At 71.7% G+C, this 19630-nt stretch carries 20 protein-coding genes and 1 pseudogene; 13 read left to right on the top strand and 8 right to left on the bottom strand.

Going from position 1 to position 19630, the window contains the following annotated elements:
- Nucleotides 1-148 precede the first annotated feature (148 nt).
- On the top strand, nt 149-1042 hold the full coding sequence (locus EGM46_RS13435; protein ID WP_125100640.1) for a DUF817 domain-containing protein: 894 nt from the start codon (nt 149-151) through the stop codon (nt 1040-1042).
- Nucleotides 1043-1127: 85 nt separating this feature from the next.
- On the opposite strand, the gene EGM46_RS15045 is transcribed toward EGM46_RS13435, so the two are convergent.
- The 3 genes from EGM46_RS15045 to EGM46_RS13420 form a co-directional block, all read right to left on the bottom strand.
- Nucleotides 1128-1565 (bottom strand): DUF4190 domain-containing protein, encoded by a 438-nt coding sequence (locus EGM46_RS15045; protein WP_241156357.1) that lies wholly within the window; start codon nt 1563-1565, stop codon nt 1128-1130.
- A gap of 296 nt (nt 1566-1861) precedes the next feature.
- A complete protein-coding gene (locus EGM46_RS13425) occupies nt 1862-3409 on the bottom strand; it encodes an MFS transporter (RefSeq protein WP_125100639.1) in 1548 nt (515 codons plus the stop codon).
- 180 nt (nt 3410-3589) lie between these two features.
- Nucleotides 3590-4243, bottom strand: a complete 654-nt coding sequence (locus EGM46_RS13420; protein WP_125100638.1) for a TetR/AcrR family transcriptional regulator — start codon at nt 4241-4243, stop codon at nt 3590-3592.
- Between the two features lie 200 nt (nt 4244-4443).
- Here EGM46_RS13420 and rraA point away from each other — a divergent pair, with 200 nt between their 5' ends.
- Nucleotides 4444-4914: a ribonuclease E activity regulator RraA gene (gene rraA / locus EGM46_RS13415; protein WP_125100637.1), complete on the top strand. Its 471-nt coding sequence runs from the start codon at nt 4444-4446 to the stop codon at nt 4912-4914.
- A 9-nt stretch (nt 4915-4923) separates the two neighbouring features.
- Complete coding sequence (locus EGM46_RS13410; RefSeq protein ID WP_241156356.1) at nt 4924-5655, top strand: lysoplasmalogenase; 732 nt, start codon at nt 4924-4926, stop codon at nt 5653-5655.
- On the opposite strand, the gene EGM46_RS13405 is transcribed toward EGM46_RS13410, so the two are convergent.
- Nucleotides 5570-6505 (bottom strand): NUDIX domain-containing protein, encoded by a 936-nt coding sequence (locus EGM46_RS13405; RefSeq protein ID WP_125100636.1) that lies wholly within the window; start codon nt 6503-6505, stop codon nt 5570-5572. The two genes, EGM46_RS13410 and EGM46_RS13405, sit on opposite strands and share 86 nt — an antisense overlap.
- 76 nt (nt 6506-6581) lie before the next feature.
- On the opposite strand from EGM46_RS13405, the gene EGM46_RS13400 reads away from it, so the two are divergent.
- Complete coding sequence (locus tag EGM46_RS13400) at nt 6582-7019, top strand: pyridoxamine 5'-phosphate oxidase family protein (RefSeq protein WP_125100635.1); 438 nt, start codon at nt 6582-6584, stop codon at nt 7017-7019.
- Here EGM46_RS13400 and EGM46_RS13395 read toward each other — a convergent pair.
- A complete protein-coding gene (locus tag EGM46_RS13395) occupies nt 6958-8214 on the bottom strand; it encodes a 4-hydroxybenzoate 3-monooxygenase (protein WP_125100634.1) in 1257 nt (418 codons plus the stop codon). The genes EGM46_RS13400 and EGM46_RS13395 overlap by 62 nt on opposite strands.
- A 184-nt stretch (nt 8215-8398) precedes the next feature.
- On the opposite strand from EGM46_RS13395, the gene EGM46_RS13390 reads away from it, so the two are divergent.
- Nucleotides 8399-10105, top strand: a complete 1707-nt coding sequence (locus tag EGM46_RS13390; protein ID WP_125100633.1) for an ABC-F family ATP-binding cassette domain-containing protein — start codon at nt 8399-8401, stop codon at nt 10103-10105.
- A 148-nt stretch (nt 10106-10253) separates the two neighbouring features.
- A complete protein-coding gene (locus EGM46_RS13385; RefSeq protein ID WP_125100632.1) occupies nt 10254-11744 on the top strand; it encodes a phytoene desaturase family protein in 1491 nt (496 codons plus the stop codon).
- Between the two features lie 284 nt (nt 11745-12028).
- Here EGM46_RS13385 and EGM46_RS15040 read toward each other — a convergent pair.
- Nucleotides 12029-12301: pseudogene (locus tag EGM46_RS15040) on the bottom strand (MarR family winged helix-turn-helix transcriptional regulator); the annotation flags it as partial.
- Between the two features lie 101 nt (nt 12302-12402).
- On the opposite strand from EGM46_RS15040, the gene EGM46_RS13375 reads away from it, so the two are divergent.
- The 6 genes from EGM46_RS13375 (at nt 12403) to EGM46_RS13350 (ending at nt 17397) form a co-directional block, all read left to right on the top strand.
- Nucleotides 12403-12981, top strand: a complete 579-nt coding sequence (locus EGM46_RS13375) for an NADPH-dependent F420 reductase (RefSeq protein ID WP_125100630.1) — start codon at nt 12403-12405, stop codon at nt 12979-12981.
- 6 nt (nt 12982-12987) lie between these two features.
- Nucleotides 12988-13917: a VOC family protein gene (locus tag EGM46_RS13370; RefSeq protein ID WP_125100629.1), complete on the top strand. Its 930-nt coding sequence runs from the start codon at nt 12988-12990 to the stop codon at nt 13915-13917.
- 438 nt (nt 13918-14355) lie between these two features.
- A complete protein-coding gene (locus EGM46_RS13365) occupies nt 14356-14823 on the top strand; it encodes a MarR family winged helix-turn-helix transcriptional regulator (protein ID WP_241156355.1) in 468 nt (155 codons plus the stop codon).
- A gap of 150 nt (nt 14824-14973) precedes the next feature.
- Nucleotides 14974-15651 (top strand): DUF3105 domain-containing protein, encoded by a 678-nt coding sequence (locus EGM46_RS13360; RefSeq protein WP_125100628.1) that lies wholly within the window; start codon nt 14974-14976, stop codon nt 15649-15651.
- Nucleotides 15648-16334, top strand: a complete 687-nt coding sequence (locus tag EGM46_RS13355) for a DUF305 domain-containing protein (RefSeq protein WP_125100627.1) — start codon at nt 15648-15650, stop codon at nt 16332-16334. Before EGM46_RS13360 ends, EGM46_RS13355 begins: the two co-directional genes overlap by 4 nt.
- Nucleotides 16335-16362: 28 nt before the next feature.
- Nucleotides 16363-17397, top strand: a complete 1035-nt coding sequence (locus EGM46_RS13350; RefSeq protein WP_125100626.1) for a VOC family protein — start codon at nt 16363-16365, stop codon at nt 17395-17397.
- Nucleotides 17398-17403: 6 nt separating this feature from the next.
- On the opposite strand, the gene EGM46_RS13345 is transcribed toward EGM46_RS13350, so the two are convergent.
- Nucleotides 17404-18048: an NAD(P)-dependent oxidoreductase gene (locus EGM46_RS13345; protein ID WP_125100625.1), complete on the bottom strand. Its 645-nt coding sequence runs from the start codon at nt 18046-18048 to the stop codon at nt 17404-17406.
- 134 nt (nt 18049-18182) lie between these two features.
- On the opposite strand from EGM46_RS13345, the gene EGM46_RS13340 reads away from it, so the two are divergent.
- Complete coding sequence (locus tag EGM46_RS13340) at nt 18183-18557, top strand: winged helix-turn-helix transcriptional regulator (RefSeq protein ID WP_125100624.1); 375 nt, start codon at nt 18183-18185, stop codon at nt 18555-18557.
- Here EGM46_RS13340 and EGM46_RS13335 read toward each other — a convergent pair.
- On the bottom strand, nt 18554-19630 hold a 1077-nt coding region (locus tag EGM46_RS13335; protein WP_164512906.1), incomplete at its 5' end, for a PucR family transcriptional regulator. The genes EGM46_RS13340 and EGM46_RS13335 overlap by 4 nt on opposite strands.

The following is a 19630-nucleotide window of genomic DNA, read 5'->3' as shown; positions in this document are numbered from 1 at the left end:
TCGCGCACGCCCGCGCACGCGCTCGCGCACGCCCGCGTGCCCGCGCGCGCCCGCGCGTGCATGATTGAAAAGTGGCAAAGCGACCCTTCACCCGCGTGAAGGGTCGCTTTCCCACTTTTCGATTGGAGTTCTCGCCTACGCTGAACTGATGCGAGAAGATCCCGGGGCCGAGCGCGGCCTGACCCCGCTCGAACGCGCCATTGACCGGGCCGCGAACCGCCTCCTCGCGGGCGCTCCCGAGCGTGGCGCCCGCGCCGTGCTCGTCGAGTGTGCGGTGTTCGTCATGAAACAGGCCTGGGCGTGCGTGTTCGGCGCCCTCCTGCTCGCGGTGATCGTCGCGGCCCGGCTCTGGTATCCGGACGACGCCGCGCTCGCGCGCAACGACGCGCTCACCATCGCAGCGATCCTGATCCAGTTGGGCATGCTGGCGTTCAAGCTCGAGAGCGGGCGCGAACTGTGGGTTATCGTTCTCTTCCACATCACGGGCACCGCGATGGAGCTGTTCAAAACCGATGTTGGATCCTGGTCGTACGAGCAGGCCGGCGTGCTCCACATTGGCGCGGTGCCGTTGTTCAGCGGGTTCATGTACGCGGCGGTCGGCTCGTACATGGTGCGCGTGTACCGGCTGCACCGGCTGCGCTTCACGAACTACCCGCGCGTGTGGCTGACCACCCTGCTCGCGGCGGCGATCTACGTGAACTTTTTCTCGCACCACTTCATCGTCGATCTGCGGTGGGTGCTGCTGGCCCTCGTCGCGCTGCTGTGGTGGCGCACCACGATGCACTTCCGCGTGTACCGGGTGACGCTGCGGGCGCCCCTGCTCCTCGTGTTCTTCGGGGTGGCCGTGTTCATCTGGCTCGCTGAGAACATCGCGACCTGGGGTGGCGCGTGGCTGTACCCGCATCAGGCGGGCGGCTGGGAGCTGGTCTCGCCGCAGAAGCTGATCGCGTGGTTCCTGCTCATGATCATCTCCGTGGTGATGGTCACCTGGGTGTACCCGCCGCGGGATATCGAGCGGGATCCGGTCGGCGCCTCGGAGTAGGGGAACGCACGAAACGGTCCGGCCCACCAGCGCGTGGTGGGCCGGACCGGTGTCGCGGCTGAGCGGGCGGTGCCAGCGCTCGGGCTTAGAGCCAGGCGAAGGGCAGTGCGAGGAGGCCCGCGCCGAGCGCGACGACGCCGGCGAGGAAGCCGATGGCGGTGAGCGCGAGCATGATCGCGTTCAGCCACACACCCCAGAGTGCGAGCGTGCGCTCGGACGTGCCGCGGCGCAGCGCGAGGATGCTGAAGATCAGGCCGGCGATCGGGGCGACGAAGGTCCAGCCGCTCACGATCGAGGCGATGCCAAGCACGAAGCCGACGATCGCGAAGATGCGGCTGTTCTCGGTGGACGGGGCCGGTGCGGGCTGCGCGGGCTGTGCCTGGGCGTACTGCGCGCCGTCGAAGCCGTACTGGCTGGGGGTGCCGTACTGCGCCTCGGTGTTCCACTGGGCGCCGGCCGTGGTCTGCGCGTCAGCGTCGTTCGGGGTGGGAGCTGAACCGGGGAGGATCGCGGTGGTGTTCATGGTGCTCTCCTTTCGAGCGTCGGCGGGCGATTCTGGTGTTGGCCCGTCCTGATGCTTCAACGGTATGCCGGCACCGGGGGCGGATGCGTCCACCCCCGGTGCCGAGCACCTCATACCCCGGTACTGCGCTGTCCTGCCCCCGACCAGGGAAAACCCTGACCTGCCCGCCCCGCCCTCCCCGTCCGCCTCCGGGGATCGGGGTCACTGCGGCAGGGTGTCGCCCCGGGGCGGTGCCGCGACACCCTGCCGCAGTGACCCCGATCCGAGGAGTGGGGGGCGGGGGCGGGGGCGGGGGGCTAGTGCGAGACCTCGGAGAGGTCGGTACCCTTCGGCGCGAGCAGGAATACCGCCGCCGCCACCGCGAACATGATGATGCCGCCGGCGATGCCCGTGGTCTGCAGCGAGTGCGTGAACGCCACACCGGCCTCGTGCGCCAACTGCGGGAGCTCGAGCTCCTCAGCAATCGAGACCGCCGCGCCGAGCGACTCCTGCGCCTGCGCGCCCAGCTCGGGATCGATGCCCGCGAGCGTCCCCGAACCGACGAACTCCGCGCGGTACAGCAGCGCGGAGATGCTGCCGAGGATCGCGACGCCGAGCACCGCGCCGAGCTCGTAGGAGGTCTCCTCGATGGCGCCGGCGCTGCCGGCCTTCTCCTCGGGGGAGCCGTGCATGATCATGGCCGAACCGATGGCGAGCGAGCCGCTTCCCGCACCGACGAGCGCGAGCGCGACGATCACGGTGAGGGTCGACAGAGTGCCCGGCTGGATCCCGATCAGGAACATGCCGATGCCCGCTGCGACAATGCCGCCGGCGAGGACGGTGCGCGCGCCGACCAGCCGCGCGAGCGGGGGAGCGGCGAGCGACGCGATCGCGCCGGCGATGGCGATCGGGAAGAGCCGAACCCCCGCCTCGACGGGGGAGGCGCCGTCCACGAGCTGCATCCACTGGGCGATGAGCAGGAGCGCGGCGATCATTGCGAACGTCGAGCCGAGCGCGGCGAAGATGCCGGCCGAGAACTCCCGGTTGCGGAACAGCTTCAGCTCGAGCAGTGGCGCATCGCTGCGGATGCAGCGCACCACGAACCAGGCGAGCAGCGCCGCACCGGCCGCGAACGCGATGAGGGCCTCGGGCACGAGGAAGCTGGCCGCCTTGCCGAAGGTCTTGATGGCCCACACGAGCAGGGTCATGCCGACGAGCGAGAGTGCCGCGGCGAGCGCGTCCCAGCGCCCGGGGTGCGCGACGCGCGACTCGGGGAGGATCAGCATGCCAGCGATCACGCCGGCGAGCATGAGCGGCACGTTGATGAGGAACGCGGCGTGCCAGGAGAAGTGCTCGAGCAGCACCCCGCCGATGAGTGGCCCGACGGCGGCCCCGAGGCTCGACACGGCGGCCCAGATGGAGAGCGCCGTGGCTCGCTCCTTCGGGTTCGTGAAGATGACGCGGATGAGCGACAGCGTGATCGGCATGATCATGGCCCCGCCGACGCCGAGCAGCGCGCGGATCCCGATCACGCCCTCCGCGGAGTTGGCGAAGAGGATGAGCAGCGACGCGCCGCCGAAGATCGCGTAGCCGAGCAGCAGCATGCGCTTCCTGCCCCAGCGGTCGGCGATCGCCGCGAACGACACGAGCAGACCGGCAAGCACGAGTGAGTAGACGTCGATGATCCAGAGCTGCTGGTCGGAGGAGGGGTGGAGCTCCGCGGCCATCTCGGGCAGCGCGATGTTGAGGATCGTCATGTCCATGGTGATCACGAGCAGGCTGGCCGTGAGGACCGCGAGAGCCGCCCAGCGGCGACCGCGGCTGTACTGCTGCGGAGGTGCCTGGGATGCGGGGAGCGTGGACATGGTGTGTGCCTTTCTGGGCGAGGGAGGTGGGATGTGCGTGGGGCCACCCGGGGGTCGGGCGGTGCGCGGGACGAGCGGGGAGCGAGTTCGCGCCCGGGCGCGGTGCGCTGGTGTCTCGGCGATCCTGAGCTGGGGCCGCCGCGCGGCGCCGGGTGCGTTCGGGTGTTGACGCGTTCGGCGCTAGGAGTGCGCGGGGCCCGAGCTTCGTCGCAGCTCGGGAACTGCGCCGTGTGCCGGGGTTGCGGGAAGCTCGGGGAGCCGTGTCAGCGCAAGGAATGCGCGGGTGAGGTCGGCCCGGGTGAGCGGCGCATCGTGGAGCCCGGCGTGCACGGTCGCCCCGTCGAGGTAGACGGAGAGCGCGAGTGCGGCGTCGCGGCCGATGTGCTCGGCGAGCATCTCGATGAGGCGATCGTTCCACCGCGTGGCGAGCGCGCGGAGCCGCGGATCCGTCGTGCCGCTCGTGATGAGCGCGATCTCGGAGCGCACCCCGCGCCGGTCGTGCAGGAACGCGAGGATTTCGGTGACGGCGTGCGTGGGATCCCGCGTCATGTCGGCGACGAAGGGTTCGATCCGCGCGAGGGCCTCGTCGATCTCGTCCGCGAGCTGCTGCAGGGCTTCCTCGCGCAGCTCCTCGATCGAGGCGAAGTGCTGGGTCGTCGAGCCGAGGGGGACGCCGGCGCGCGCCGCGATGGCGCGGTGGGTGAGTGCGGCGACGCCGCGCTCGGCGACGAGCGCGGCCGCGGCGTCGAGGATGGCGCGGCGGCGGCCAGCGGGGTCGCGTCGGCGCGTGGCGCTCGCGGCGGGATCGTCTGCGTCTGCGTGCGTGCTCGTCACGGTGTCCCTCCCGCCCCCGGTGTGCGGCGATCAGGTCGCCCAGTAATGTACTTCTGTACATGTACTTTTGTACATTATTACGCGCGGTTTCCGCAAGATGACAGTTTCGTGCGATCTCGCCCCGTTTGTCGGCCGATGCCGATAGCGTGGATCGTGCCCGGCCGCCATTCGGTCGCCCGGCCCCAAGGAGGAAACGCACAATGGCTCAGATCAGTACGGCCGACCTGTACGACGAGCGCGGTGAGGAACTGCAGTCGGTTGCGCTGCAGTTCCAGAACATCGGTGGCATGAGCGGCTTCACCGGCACGGTGCGCACGGTCCGCTGCTTCCAGGACAATGCGCTGCTCAAGCAGATTCTCTCGACGCCCGGCGATGGTGCCGTGCTCGTGATCGACGGCGGGGGTTCGCTCGCCACCGCGCTCGTCGGCGACGTGATCGCCAGCCTCGCGGTCGACAACGGCTGGTTGGGGTTGATCGTCAACGGCGCGATCCGCGACCGCGTGGCGATCGGCACGCTGCCGTTCGGCGTGAAGGCGCTCGGCTCGAACCCGGCGAAGTCGACGAAGACCGGCGCGGGGGAGCAGGACGTGCCGGTGGAGATCGGCGGCGTCACGTTCCGGCCGGGCGCGCAGGTGTGGTGCGACGAGGACGGGATCCTCGTCGAGCGCTAGGATCGCCGTGTGAGCACTCGACTCCGGGCAGCGTTGCCCTTCGTTCCCTACGCCGTGGTCTCCCTCGTGCACGTCACGGCGCGGTTCCTCGAGCACCCCATCGACGCGCCGACGAAGCTGCTGCTCATGCCGGCGCTCGCGCTCGGCGTGCTGTGGGCTGCCGCGGGGATCCGGCCGTGGCCGCGCGGGGTGATCACGCTGCTCGTCGCGTCGATCTTCTGCTCGTGGCTGGGCGACGGTGCGGCGACGTTCTTCCCGATGTTCGAGGACGAGCTGCCGATGATGCTCGCCTGCTTCGGCCTCGCGCACGTCGGGTACGTGCTGCTCATGTGGCGTGCTCCCGGGGTTGCCGTGCGGCGCGTGCCGGCCTGGGCGCTCGTCTACGCGCTCGCCTACGCGGTGATGATCGCGCTCCTCGTGCCGCACACCGGCGCGCTCACGGTGCCCGTGGTCGTGTACGGCCTGCTGCTCGCGGGCACCGCGGCCATGGCGTCGCGCTGCGGGCCCGTGATCGCGTGGGGCGGCGCGTGGTTCCTCGTGTCCGACGCGATCCTGTCGTTTCGCATCTTTCTCCCCGAGATCATGCCCGACTGGACGAGCGGCATGGTGATGCTCACGTACACGCTCGGGCAGGGGCTCATCGCCGCCGGGATCGCTACGGCGCTGCGGCGGCGTGCGGCGGCGTCGGCACCTCAGGCAGCGCCGGCAGGAGACGCAGCAGTTTCTTCGCGCCCCGCGTAGTCGCGGCGCCGGCGACGCGCACGCGCACCTTGAGCTCGGCATCGCTCGTCACCACCGTGACGATCGCGCCAGCCTCGGCCGCGCGATCCACCTCGGCCACGATCGCGTCGTCGCCGAGTTCCGGCGCGTCGACCACGCGCACGCGCGCCCCGTCGCCGATGCCGCGCGCAACACCCTCGGTCACGAACACCCACTCGGGGAAGGCCTCGGCGAGGCCGGCGACGCGGGTATCAGGAAGGTCGAGGAAACCGGCGCGCACACCATTGCCGTTCGCGGCGAACGCGTCGATCCGATCCCGCAGGCGCACCGCCGCGCCGCGCCGGTCCTTCCACCAGCCGTCTGGCACCGCGCCGACCACGTTCGCCGCGTCGACGATCACGGTGGGGGTGCCACCGACGAGCGGCTTCAGCAGCGCCCAGCTGCTCGCGAACGCCGGGTGCAGCGCCAGCGCCGCGACCTCGTCAACCGGCACCCACCGCAGCTCGTGGCTCTCGGGGTCGGTGATCTCGGGCTCGAACGGCACGGCCACCTCGGCGAGGAGCGTGGTGTAGCTCCACCCGCCACGATCGAGCACGTGCGTGAAGCGCGGGATCATCGAGTGATCCGGCACCCCGGCCTCCTCCTGGGATTCACGCAGGGCCGCCTCGATCGGGGTCTCGTCGGAGTGCCGTGCACCACCGGGAATTCCCCAGGTGTCGCCGTGATCGCTCCAGGTCACGCGATGCTGCATGAGGATCGCGTGGCGGGCGCGATCGTAGGCGAGGAGGCCAGCTGCCCCGTAGCGACCCCAGTAGCGGCCCCCGTCCTCGGCCGTGACCCACGCATCGCCAGAATCTCGGAGGTCGCTCATGCTCCCAGCGTAGTCGCGTGAGCTGCGTGCACGCTTTCCTCTTCCGTTTCCGGGGCGACGGCGAGAGGATGGAAGTATGGAACACAGCGAGAATCCGGTCATGGTCCTCTCGGAGGACGACAGCTGGGAGCTGGTCGCGGGGGTGTCGATGGGGCGGCTGGTGACCCGAGTGGGCGACGTCGTCGACGTGGTCCCCATCAACTTTGTTGTGGACGGGGGCACGCTCGTGTTCCGCACCGCGCCTGGCGCGAAGCTCTCCGGCCTCACTGTCAACCACTCGGTGGTCTTCGAGGTGGACAGCTTCGACGAGGTCGGCGGGTGGAGCGTCGTGCTGCGCGGCACCGCGCACGCGCTCGAAACGGAGGCCGAGGTGGCCGCAGCTGAGGCGCTGCCGCTGCGGCCGTGGGTGCCGACGCTGAAGACGGTGTTCGTGCGGATCGACGTGGAGAGCGTCAGCGGGCGGCAGTTCCGCTTCGGCGAGGAGCCGCGCCGCGAGGACGTGCAGGAGGGGTGACGGGCCCGCGCTCGAGCGTGGTGCGGTAGGGCCACCCGGTGTACGCCTCGGCGAGGTAGCGCTGGCCGGCCTCGGAGTCGAGGACGGTGCGCAGCTCGCCGAGTTGGCGGTGACGGTCGAAGTCGCTGGCGTCCGGCGCGTGGTGCAGCATGGTCGTCATCCACCACGAGAAGTGCTGGGCCTTCCAGATCCGCTGCGCCGCGATCTCGGCGTATGCGTCGATGCCGGCCTCGCTGCCGTCGAGTAGCAGCTGACGCAGCGCCTGGTCCAGCAGGATCACGTCGGCGATCGCGAGGTTCATGCCCTTCGCGCCGGTCGGCGGCACCGTGTGCGCCGCGTCGCCGACGAGTGCGGCCCGGCCGGCGCGGAGCTCGTGCGAGACGAAGCTGCGAAAGCGCAGGATGTCGCGCTGGAAGATGCGCCCCTCGACGAGCTCGGTGCCCGGGGTGCGCGCCTGGAGCGTGTCCCAGATCTGCGCCTCGCTCATCGAGTGGGGATCGAGGTCCGGGTCGCACTGGAAGTACATGCGCTGCACGGTCTCCGAGCGCTGGCTGATGAGCGCGAAGCCCTCGGGGGAGTTGCTGTAGATGAGCTCGTCGGAGCTCTTCGGGGCCTCGGCGAGAATCCCGTACCAGGCGAACGGATACTCGCGGAAGTACCCGCCGCGCGTCGACCCGGTGACCGCAGGGCGCACCGTGCTGTGTGAGCCGTCGGCGCCCACGATGAACTCGGCCTCGATTTCGAACGGCGCGCCGTCGGGGCCAACGCCGGTGACGCGCGGGCGGTCGGTGCGGATGCCGTCGACGCTCGTGACGGTGGTCTCGAAGCGGAGGTCCTGGCCGGCGGCGAGGCGGGCGGCGATGAGGTCGATGAGGACCTCGTGCTGCGGGTACAGCCACACGCTGCGGCCGACGAGCGCGGTGAAGTCGATACGGTGCGCTTCGCCGGCGAAGCTCATCACGATGCCATCGTGGCGATCGCCAACCGAGTGCACGCGGCTGGTGGAGCCGATCGAGGCGAGCAGATCGGCTGCGCCCTGTTCGAGGATGCCGGCCTTGATGGTGCCCTCGATGTCCTCCCTGGTGCGCTGATCAAGGACAATGCTGTCGATGCCGGCCTCCTGCAGGAGGTGCGAGAGGACGAGCCCGGCAGGCCCGGCCCCGACGATGGCGACGCGAGTGCGCTGTGCGGTCATTGCGGTGTCTCCTATGACGGGTGCGGCGGGGTCTGGGGTGCGGTGCGGCGGGGCGTGTGCAGCCGGGCGCCGCTGCACACAGTGTGCGGGCTCCGCGCGGGAGTGCGCGCGAGATTCCCGTTGAATGGGAATGAGGCAGGGCAGTGCTGGGCTGCCGCGTGGCCGGTGGCCCTACGCTTGAGGCATGACGGCAACACTTGTGGCGCAGGGCGTCGCGGGCGGCTACGCCCACCGCACGCTCTTTGACTCCCTCGACCTCACGGTCGCCCCGGGCGACGTGGTTGGCGTGGTCGGCGTGAACGGGGCCGGCAAGTCCACACTCCTGCGCATCCTCGCTGGCGAGCTCGCGCCGCAGGCCGGCACGGTGCAGCTCGCGCCCCTCGACGCCTTCGTCGGTTGGCTGCCCCAGGAGCACGAGCGCGTCGCCGGCGAGACCGTCGCGGCGTACGTCGCCAGGCGCACGGGCTGCGCGCAGGCCACCGCGGAGATGGACGCCGCGGCGACGGCGCTCGGCGATCCGGCCGGGGGCGCGCCTGGGGAGGCGGATCCCGCCGACGTCTACTCGGCCGCGCTCGACCGCTGGCTCGCGAGCGGGGCCGCCGACCTCGAGGAACGGCTGCCCGGCGTGCTCGCGGAGCTGGGGCTCGACGGTGCGGCCGGATCCGGATCTGCTGGCAGCGCGGGATCCGGGCCGGGCCGCGTATCCGCCGAGTCGCTCATGACCTCGCTCTCCGGCGGGCAGGCGGCGCGAGTCGGGCTCGCGGCGCTGCTGCTCTCCCGCTTCGACATCGTGCTGCTCGACGAGCCCACGAACGACCTCGACCTTGACGGGCTCGAACGGCTCGAGCGGTTTGTGCATGGCCTGCGCGGCGGCGCGGTGCTCGTCAGCCACGATCGGGAGTTCCTCGCGCGGTGCGTGACGCGGGTGCTGGAGCTCGACCTCGCGCAGCACTCCAACCGGATCTACGGCGGCGGCTACGAGGCGTACCTGGAGGAGCGCGAGATCGTGCGGCAGCACCAGCGCGACGCGTACGAGGAGTTCGCGGAGACGAAGGCGGACCTCGTCGCCCGTGCGCGCACGCAGCGCGAGTGGTCGAGCCAGGGCACGCGCAACGCGCTGCGGAAAGCCCCCGACAGCGACAAGATCCGCCGCCGCGCCGCCACCGAGTCGAGCGAGAAGCAGGCGCAGAAGGTGCGCCAGATGGAGAGCCGGATCCGCAGGCTCGAAGAGGTGGAGGAGCCGCGCAAGGAGTGGCGACTCGAGTTCACGATCGGCGCTGCGCCGCGCTCGAGCGCCGTGGTCGCGACGCTGAACGCGGCGGTGGCGAGGCAGGGCGACTTCGTGCTCGGCCCGGTGTCGCTGCAGCTGAACGCCGGTGAGCGGGTGGGGATCACCGGGCCGAACGGCGCGGGGAAATCCACGCTGCTCAGACTGCTGCTCGGGCGCCAGGCGCCGGCCGAGGGCACGGCGACGCTCGGCTCATCGGTCGCGATCGGGGAGGTGGATCAGGCCCGCTCGCTGTTCGCCGGAACCGCGCCGCTCGCCGAGGCGTTCGAGGCGCTCGTGCCGGAGCTCGCGTCCGCCGAGGTGCGCACGCTGCTCGCGAAGTTCGGGCTGAAAGCCGATCACGTGCTGCGCCCGTGCGGGGAGCTGTCGCCCGGCGAGCGCACCCGCGCCGGGCTCGCGCTGCTGCAGGCGCGCGGCGTGAACGTGCTGGTGCTCGACGAGCCGACGAACCACCTCGACCTGCCCGCCATCGAGCAGTTGGAGCAGGCGCTCGAGAGCTACACGGGCGCGCTGCTGCTCGTCACCCACGATCGCCGCATGCTCGAGACGGTGCGGCTGGACCGTCGATGGCACGTCGACGGCGGCCGCGTGACGGAGCGGTGAGTTCCGGCCCCGCGCGTACGCTGGTGGCCTGACGCGAACTACGCAAGGATAGGGCGCAGCACTCGGCTCGCGGGGATGTGATCTGGGTTGGCGCCCCGCGCCGGTCAGCCGAGGAGCCGGGACGGTGCGGTGAACGGGGAGGTGCACGATGGGCAGTCGACACGACGCGCACCGCGCGCCCGGTCGCGGCGAGCGCCCCGCCGCGGTCGTCGGCGCGGGGCCCAACGGGCTCGCCGCTGCGGTCACGCTCGCCCGCGCCGGGGTGCCGGTCACGGTGTTCGAGGCGGCCGAGACGATCGGCGGCGGCACGCGCACCGTCGAGCTCGTTGAGCCTGGGATCCTGCACGACGTCTGCTCCGCGATCCACCCGATGGCGCTCGCCACCGGCTTCTTCCGCGCGTTCGAGCTGGATCGTCGGGTGGAGTTCGCGGTGCCGGAGGCGTCGTACGCGAACCCGCTGGACGGCGGCGCCGCGGTCGCCTATCGCGATCTCGCACGCACCGCCGAGGAGCTCGGGCGCGATGGCGCGGCGTACCGGCGCTTCTACGCGCCGGTGCTGCAGCGCCTCGACGGCGTCGTCGACTTCGCGCTCGGCGGTGCCATGCTGCGCTGGCCGACCGATCTCCTCGCCGCAGCGGTGACCGGCCTGCGCACGCTCGAGCAGGGGAGCCCGCTCTGGAACCTGCGCTTTCGCGAGGACGCCGCGCCCGCCCTGATCTCCGGTGTCGCCGCGCACAGCATCGGGAAGATGCCGAACCTCGCGACCGCCGCCGTCGGCGTGGTGCTCGGCGCGCTCGGGCACGCGAGCGGGTGGCCGGTGCCGATCGGCGGATCACGCGTGATCACTGACGCGCTCGCCGCAGACCTGATCGCGCACGGTGGCCGGATCGAGACCGCGCACGCGATCGAGGACGTTCGGGACCTCGACGCGTACGGCACGGTGCTCTTCGACACCTCGGCGCGCGGCCTCGCGCAGATCGCCGGAGAGCGGCTCCCCGCGCGCTATCGGCGTGCGCTGCTGCGCTTCCGGTACGGGGACGCGGCCACCAAGGTGGACTTCGTGCTCGACGGCCCGGTGCCGTGGCGGGATCAGCGGGTGAGCGCCGCGCCGACGGTGCACCTGGGCGGCAGCCGTGCGGAGGGCGCCGCGGCGGAGGCCGCAGTGGCGCGCGGTGCGCACCCCGAACGCCCGTACGTGCTGCTCGCGCAGCCGACCGGCTGGGATCCCGGCCGCAATCCCGCCGGCGCGCACGCCTTGTGGAGCTACACGCACGTGCCGGCCGGGTCGACGGTCGACGTTGGGGAACGGGTGATCGCCCAGATCGAGCGCTTCGCGCCGGACTTCAGGGACCGCATCAGGGCCGTGCGGGTCACGACCGCCGCGGAGCTGGCGAGCTACAACCGCAACTCCCACGGCGGCGATTTCAGCGCTGGCCGGGTGTCCCTCGGACAGCTGCTCGCGCGCCCGGTGCCCTCGCCCGAGCCCTGGCGCACCCCGGTGCCTGGCGTCTACCTGTGCTCGTCCTCGACGTCGCCAGGGCCGGGCGTGCACGGGCTGTCGGGATGGTACGCCGCGCAGGCGGCGCTACGCCGCGAGTACGGGCTCCCGGCGCCGTCGCTCGGGGTGGGCGGGGCCTGAGCGGCCTCCGCGGATCCCCGGGGTGGGGGATCGGCGCTGCAGCTCGGGCTCGATCCGGATCCCGCGTGTGCCGCAACGTTCCCGGCGTGCGCCGCCCCGGCCGCTGTGTCCAGACTGCTGAGGATCGCGTAGGCGGTGTCTGCGAGCTGGGCCACCCCATCGCCCGGCAGCGTCGTGAGGCCGGGCAGGATGAGCTCGCGCACCGCCGCCGCGTAGGCGTCGCTGGATCGCGCGAGCGTGGCCGCGCCCGCCTCGGTGAGGACCGCGTTGGTGGCGCGCCCGTCGAGCTCGCACGCCGCGCGTTCGATGAGCCCGCGGCGCTCAAGCGCTGACGCGACGCGGGAGAGGCGAGGTCGCGTGGCGTTGGTGCGCTCCGCGATCTCGCTGAGGCGTGCGCGCTGCCGCGGGCTCGCCGCGAGGGTCTCGAGCACGGTGTGCTCGAAGGAGGTGACGCCGGCTGGCGCGAGGCGCTGGTCGAGCGCGGTGGGGAGGAGCTCCAGCAGCGCGTGGAGGCGTGCGATAGCCACGCGTTCGGGGTGCGTGAGCGGAGCGTGCATGCCGCAATTCTTGCACATTGGTTGCATCTACAACTAAAGTGGGCGTACTATTTAGTTAAAGCTACAACTAATGCCCGGAGGGCAGAATGGAGCGCCGGATCATGGCGAACTACACGATTTTCGGAAACGGGAACATGGCGCAGGCGATCGGCGGCGTGCTGGCCGCTGGCGGAGCATCGGTGGAGTACATCGGCCACGCCGATAGCGCTCGTGCCACCGTCGCCGGCGACACCGTGATCCTCGCGGTGCCCTACCCGGCGGTGGCCGAGATCCTGGCGGCGGTCGCCGATCAGCTCGTCGGGAAGACCGTCGTGGACATCACGAACCCGCTGAACTTCGAGACCTTCGACGCGCTCGTGGTGCCGGCCGGCAGCTCCGCGGCCGCGGAGATCCAGCGCGCGCTGCCGCAGTCGCACGTGCTGAAGGCGTTCAACACGAACTTCGCCGCGACCCTCGCGGGTGGCGCGATCGCCGGGATCCCGACGACCGTGCTCATCGCGGGTGAGTCGGGCGACGCGAAGGCGGCGCTCGCCGCCGACATTGTCGCGGGCGGCCTGCAGGCCATCGACGCCGGCTCGCTCGGCCGCGCGCACGAGCTGGAGGCCGTCGGCTTCCTGCAGCTCACCCTCGCCGTGTCCGAGCGGATCTCCTGGACCGGCGGCTTCGCCGTCGCGCAGTAGGCAGCCATGAGCAGCGAACAGACCCCGCGCGCGGTGGACGACCGCGTCCTCTCCGCCGACCTCGCCATGGATGCGGTGACCCTCCGCGTCGGCGACCTCGAACAGATGAGCAGCTACTACGAGCAGGCGCTCGCCCTCGTGCCGCTCGCCGAGCGGGCGGACCGCCGCGAGGTGCACCGTGTGCTTGGGCGAGGTGAGGTGCCGATGGTGCGGCTGATCCACACGCCCGACCTCCCCGCGGCGAGCCCGCGCGAGGCCGGCCTCTTCCACACCGCGTTCCTCTTCGCGGACGCCGCGAGTCTCGCCGCCACCGTGTACCGCACCGCGCAGGATCAGCGCAGCCGCTTCGCGGGATCTGCCGACCACCTGGTGAGCGAGGCGTTCTACTTCACCGACCCCGAGGGCAACGGCATCGAGCTCTACGTCGACCGGCCGCGCGACACGTGGCGGATGGCCGACGGGCAGATCCAGATGGACACCCTCGCCCTCGATCCGAACCGATACCTCGCCGAGCATCTCGACGAGGGCGTGCTCGGCGCGGTCGAGCGGCAGTCGGGCGGGGTGGGGCACGTGCACCTGCAGGTGGGCGATGTGGCGCGCGCACGCGAGTTCTACATCGACGCGCTGGGGTTTGAGGTCACCGCGAGCGCGCACCCGGGTGCGCTCTTCGCCTCGGCCGGCGGCTACCACCACCACGTCGCCATGAACACCTGGAACAGTCGAGGGGCCGGCCCGCGCGCGGCGGCGCTGGGGCTCGGCGACGTGGCGATCACGCTCCCCGGCCGCGAGGACCTCGACGCGGTGGCCGCGCGCTTGCGAGCGCGCGGCATCCCCTTCGCGGACACCGGCGTGACGATCGAGGCGGCCGACCCGTGGGGCACCCCGGTGACGCTCGCCCTCCCGGGCGCTGGTGCGGAGGAACTGCTCGCGCGCTAGGTGGTGCGAGGGCTGGGTGGTTGGTTGACGGGCTGGCTGGCTGGCTGGCTGGCTGCGCGGCCCTTTCTCCAACAAAGTGAGGGTTGGGTCCGGAATGGGCGCCCGGGAGCGGATCAAACTGGCAGCAATCCGGTCCCGCGGGGTGCGCTGCGCGCACCCCGCGCCTGGCGGTCTGGCCTGGGTGGGGTGGCCGGTCTGCCGGCTGGCGACCGGGCGAGGCGGTCCTTTCTGCAACAAGGTGAGGGTTGGGTCCGGAATGGGAGCCCGGGAGTGGATCAAACTGGCAGCAATCCGGGCCAGAGAGGTCCGGGGAGGTATGGGGCCGGGCCGCCGGCCCGGCCCCTGGCCCCGGCGCCCGCCCTCCCGGCCGGCCGGCCGCGCCACCCCATCGCCAGCCGCAATCCTGCGCTCGGCCGCGCGAAGTGATGGAATGGGGGCATGACCATCTCCGCACCGCGCATGACCGAGCAGGAGTCGCACGCCTGGCTGGGGCTCGTCACGGTGACCCAGCTGCTGCCGAACGTGCTCGACGCGCAGCTCGCGCGCGACGCGCAGCTGACCCACTTCGAGTTCACCGTGCTGTCCTCGCTCTATGTTGCGCCGGAGTCGACGCTGCAGATGTCGCACCTCGCGCGCGAGACCGCGGCCACCCTGCCGCGGCTCTCGCACGTCTGCACGCGTATGGCGAAGCGCGGGCTGCTCGAACGCGTGCCCTGCCCCGACGATCGGCGCGCGACGAACGCCCGGCTCACCTCGCTCGGGCGGCGCACGTTTATCCGCGCCATCCCGCAGCACATCGAATTGGTGCGTGAGCTCGTGATCGACGCGCTCACCGCCGACGAACTCGAGGCGCTCGGCGCGATCTCGGCGAAGATCAACGCGCGGCTCGCGGAGCATCAGGGCTAGGGCACCAGCTCCCCGGCATCGCCGCCAGCCCCCCGCCACCCACCCTCACCAACCCCCAACACTGGGAGCGCGTCCAGGCTTCGGACACGAAACTCCCAGCCGCGTGGGAAAAGCTTGTCGCGACAATAAAAATGCGATTGCGGGGATACTGTGGCGGCACCCACCGGACGGACAACGAACAAAGAGCAGCGCGCCGAGCGGCGCGCGGAGAAGGTGCAGCAGTACCAGCGCGAGCAGGCGGCGAAGGCGCGCAGGCGCAGGGTTGGGATCATCAGCGGCGCGGTCGGCGGTGCGGCGGTGATCGCGCTGCTCGTGACGTTCATCGCGACCGCCTCCGAGCCGCGGCAGCGCCCGCAGGACATCGCGATCGAGGGGCTGCAGGAGTTCCCGAACCTGCCGGCCACGCACGTCGGCCCCGACCCCGTCGACTACGCGGCCGAGTACGACATGAATCCGCCGGCCGGCGGCGACCACTTCCCGGCGTGGCTGAACTGCGGCGTCTACTCGGTGCCCCAGCCGAACGAGAACGCCGTGCACTCCCTTGAGCACGGTGCCGTGTGGGTGACCTACAACCCGGATACCGCCTCCGAGGAGGATCTCGCCGAGCTGCGCCGCAGCATCCCCGAGCTCTACACGATCATCTCGCCGTACCCCGAGCTGCCTGCGCCCTTCGTTGCTTCGGTCTGGGGTGCGCAGATCGAGTTCGACGAGCCGAGCGATCCACGCCTCGGCCAGTTCGTCGACCGCTACTGGAAGTCGGCTGATGCGCCCGAGCCAGGCGCGTCGTGCTCCGGCGCCGTCGAGGGCATCGGCCGAGTCGCCTCGTGAGCGACGTGCGGAGCCGGCGCGGGATCGGCTTCACCGTCTTCGTCGGTACGATGCTCGCACTCGTGCTCGTGGCGGCCTCGCTCATGATCGGGCGGGTCACCGCGAGCGCCGAGGTCGTGCCGTCGACGCGTAGCGCCGAGGCCGGCTTCGCCCGCGACATGCAGACGCACCACGATCAGGCGGTAGAGATGTCGATCATCGTGCGGGATCGCACCGATGACGCCGACGTCCGCCTGCTCGCCTACGACATCCTCACGTCGCAGGCCAGGCAGTCGGGGCAGATGTACGGCTGGCTCGCCGTGTGGGGGCTGCCGCAGGCCGCGCCAGAACCGGCGATGACCTGGATGCACCGGCCGATCCCCGGCGACGGCGGCGCTGGCGCGCACGCCGGCCACGCGGGGGGAGGCGAGCCCGACGTCGATCCCGCGCTCGTCCCCGACACTATGCCGGGGCTGGCCACGCGCGAGCAGCTCGATGAGCTTGCGACGCTCTCGGGGCGCGCCGCCGAGCGCCGCTACCTCGAGCTCATGATCGCGCACCACGAGGGCGGCGCGGAGATGGCCGAGGCGGTCGTCGCCCGCAGCTCCATGCCCGTGGTGACCGACCTCGCGAACAGTATGATCGCCGCGCAGCGCAGCGAGATCCAGCTCATGCAGGATCTGCTCGCCGCACGCCCGGCCTGACCACACCCCAACAGAAAGCGCACGAACCGTGAACTCAGCTCCATCCTCCTCCCGCCGCCCGGCGCGCATGCGCGCGGCCATCATCGGCGGGGCGATCATCGTCGCGCTCGCCCTGGGGGCGATCTGGTGGTTCGCCGCCCGCGGCGGCTCGAGCGAGGCCGGTGCGAGCGCCCCGGCCGGCGAGGTGCGCGGGCCGGACGGCGCCCCGCGCGAGCGCGCCGATGGGCTCCCCGCGGAGACCCACATGTCGGTCAACGAGCTGAACGTGCGCGACCTGCCAGCGGTGCGCGGCTTCTACGAGGACGCCGTCGGCATGGCCGTGCTGGAGGAGGCCGACGGCGAGGTGCTCCTCGGGCTCGGGGGAGAGCCGCTGATCCGGCTGCGCGAGTCCGCTGAGCCGCTGCCGCAGCCGGAGGAGGCCGGGCTGTACCACACGGCGATTCTCTTCCCCGACGAGGCCACGCTCGCGAACACGCTGCTGCGCGTCGCGCAGCGGGCACCGGAGAGCTACCAGGGTGCCGCCGACCACGCGGTGAGCCGCGCCTTCTACTTCGGCGACCCGGAGATGAACGGCGTCGAGCTGTACGTCGACCGGCCGGCGTCCGAGTGGGTGTGGCGGGACGGCAAGGTGGTGATGGGCAGCGAGATGCTGGATCCCAATCAGTTCATCGACGAGTACGGAGACGGCGAGGCGAGCGGCACCGCGACGGTGGGGCACGTGCACCTGAAGGTGGGGGACCTGGCCGCCGCGCGCGCGTTCTACGCCGACACGCTGGGCTTCGACGTCGTGTCCGAGACCGACGGTGCGCTGTTCTACTCGGCGGGCGGGTACCACCACCACCTCGCGACGAACACCTGGCAGAGCGCCGGGGCCGGGGCGCGCAGCACGGAGGTGGGGCTCGGGGCCGTGACGGTCGCGCTGCCGGATTCGGCGAGCGTCGAAGCGGTGGCGGATCGCCTGGGCACCGCGGGCGTCGAGGTGACGCGCGTGGAGCGCGGGATCACCGCCGCCGACCCGTGGGGCAACCAGATCCGGCTCGTGGTTGCCCCGACGGGGCGCTGAGGCGTCCTAGTACGCCACGGTGAAGCGCTGGCGCGCGTGCGCTGGTCGCTCGATCTCGTCGACGAAGGCGTGCGCAAAGTCGGCGCCGGAGATGTTCGACTCCCCGGCCTCGTCGGTGAGCAGCACGTCGCCGCCCAGGCGGAATGTGCCGGTGTGCTCGCCGGGCGCCCACGCGCCGAAGCTCGCGGCCGGGCTGACCATGAACCAGTCGAGCGCGGCGTCGGACGCGCGGAGGTCCGCGAGCACGTCACCCATCGTCTCGGCCTCGGCCGTGAAGGCCTCGGGGAAGTCGGGGCCGGAGGAGACGGTGGGGCCGCCCTCGGCGACGAGCAGCGAGCCTGCGCCGCCCACCACGCCGAGGCGAGCGCCCTGATCCTGCACTGCTGTTGCCAGCTCGCGCATGACCTCACGGAGCGTGCCATCGAGCGCGCCGCGCGGGGAGAGCGCGCCGACCACGATCTCGGCGCCGTCGATCGCGCCGCGGAGGGCGGCGGGGTCGAGCGCGTCGGCGGTGGCGTACGTGACGCCGGCGATGGGCTCGGCGGGCAGCGAGCGGGAGACCGCCGTGACCTCGTGGCCGCGGGCGGCCGCCTCGCGCGCGATGTTCGTGCCTGCGTAGCCGGTGCCGCCGATCACGGTAATGCGTGCCATCAGATGAGTTCCTCTCGGTATCGGGGCTTCCCTTCGAAGCCGCCAATACTTACGATAGGAGAGTAGCTTTATTCTGGAAAGTAGGCACTTTGCGGTAACTAGGGTTCCGCGCGGTGCCGGAGAGAGTGCGACGCATGCCTGATCAGCAGTGGGATCCGTACGAGCGCGATTGTCCGACGCGGCAGCTGCTCGACCGCATCGGCGACCGCTGGACGGTGCTCATCATCGGCGCGCTCGCCGACGGGCCGCTCCGCTTCGGTGAGCTCGCGCGTCGGGTCGACGGGGTCTCGCAGAAAATGCTCACGCAGACGCTCCGCGCACTCGAGCGCGATGGGCTCGTGACGCGCACCCTCTTCCCACAGGTGCCGCCGCGCGTGGAGTATGAGCTCACCGACGCGGGGCGGACGCTCCGCGGGCCGCTCGGCGCCCTCGATGACTGGGCGCGCGAGCACATGGGCGGGGTGCTCGCCGCGCGCGACGCGTACGACCTCGCCGTGGCGCCGGGCTAACGCAGCTCGGCGAGGCGCAGCTGCAGCCAGAGCGCGAGCGTGCGATCGGGATCGTCGAGATCGATGTCCAGCCGGCTCACCACCTGCCGCATGCGGTACCGCACGGTCTGCTCGTGCACGTTGAGCCGCTCGGCGACGCGCGGCGCGCTGCCGCGCTCCTCCAGCCACGCGAGTAGCGTCGCCCGCGTCTCGCGCTCGTCGGGCGCGAACAGCTGCTCGGCCTCGGGGAGCCGCAGGTCCGATCCCTGCAGCGCATCGGCGCACCGGCGCAGGATCAGCTGCGGATGCACGTCGTCCGGCGTGGCGATCGCGAGGCCGAGCGAGCGCGCGCACTCCGCCACCCGCATGGCGCACTCGGCGTCGCCCGCCAGCGTGGCGCTCGAGCGCCGCGGGAAGCTCAGCCCGCAGTGCCCTTGGCTGCCGATCAGGCGCGTCACCTCCGGCAGGAGCCGTTCGAGGGAGCGCACCACCGGCTCGGTCGTGCTGCTCGGCAGGAGCGCAACGACCGCGCCGTCCATCACCGCGCACACGCTGCCGGGGAAGTACACGGACAGGTGGCGCGACGCCGCGGTGCGGACCTCGGAGAGATCGCCCTCCGGCACCGCGCCGCAGTCGATCGCGAGCACGAGGTAGCTCTGTTCCGGGCGGATGCCGAGCACGGTCGTGTCGTTCTCGTGCGGGGTGCCGGTGAGCAGGCGCCGCAGCGCGGTCTCGCGCGAGCGCTCGTCGCCGTGATCGAAGCGCCACGCGTCGACGATGTATCCCGCGGCGAGCTCGGCCGAGCTGCGCAGCACCTCCGCCTTCTCGGGGGAGAGCGGGGTGTCGAGGTCGTCGCCGAGCGGGTCGATCACCCAGATCGAGCCGAGCGGGATGTTCCCTGCGCGCAGCGGCAGGGCCGCGCGCGGCGCGAACCCGTTCTCGGTGGGGAAGCGCGAGATCCCGTCGGCCGCGAACACCTGCCGGTAGCGCACCTCGTTGAGCGGCCCGTCCGGCGTTCGGCGGGTGAGGATCCCGTTGGCGCGCAGGCTGTCGATCGCCTGCCCGGGGAGCGCCGAGTAGGCGAGGATGTTGCG

It is taken from the genome of Leucobacter chromiireducens (genome assembly GCF_003917135.1).
Classification (GTDB): domain Bacteria; phylum Actinomycetota; class Actinomycetes; order Actinomycetales; family Microbacteriaceae; genus Leucobacter; species Leucobacter chromiireducens_A.
Note: the sequence above shows the minus strand (reverse complement) of the source record. Positions and strands in the feature narration are given on the sequence as shown.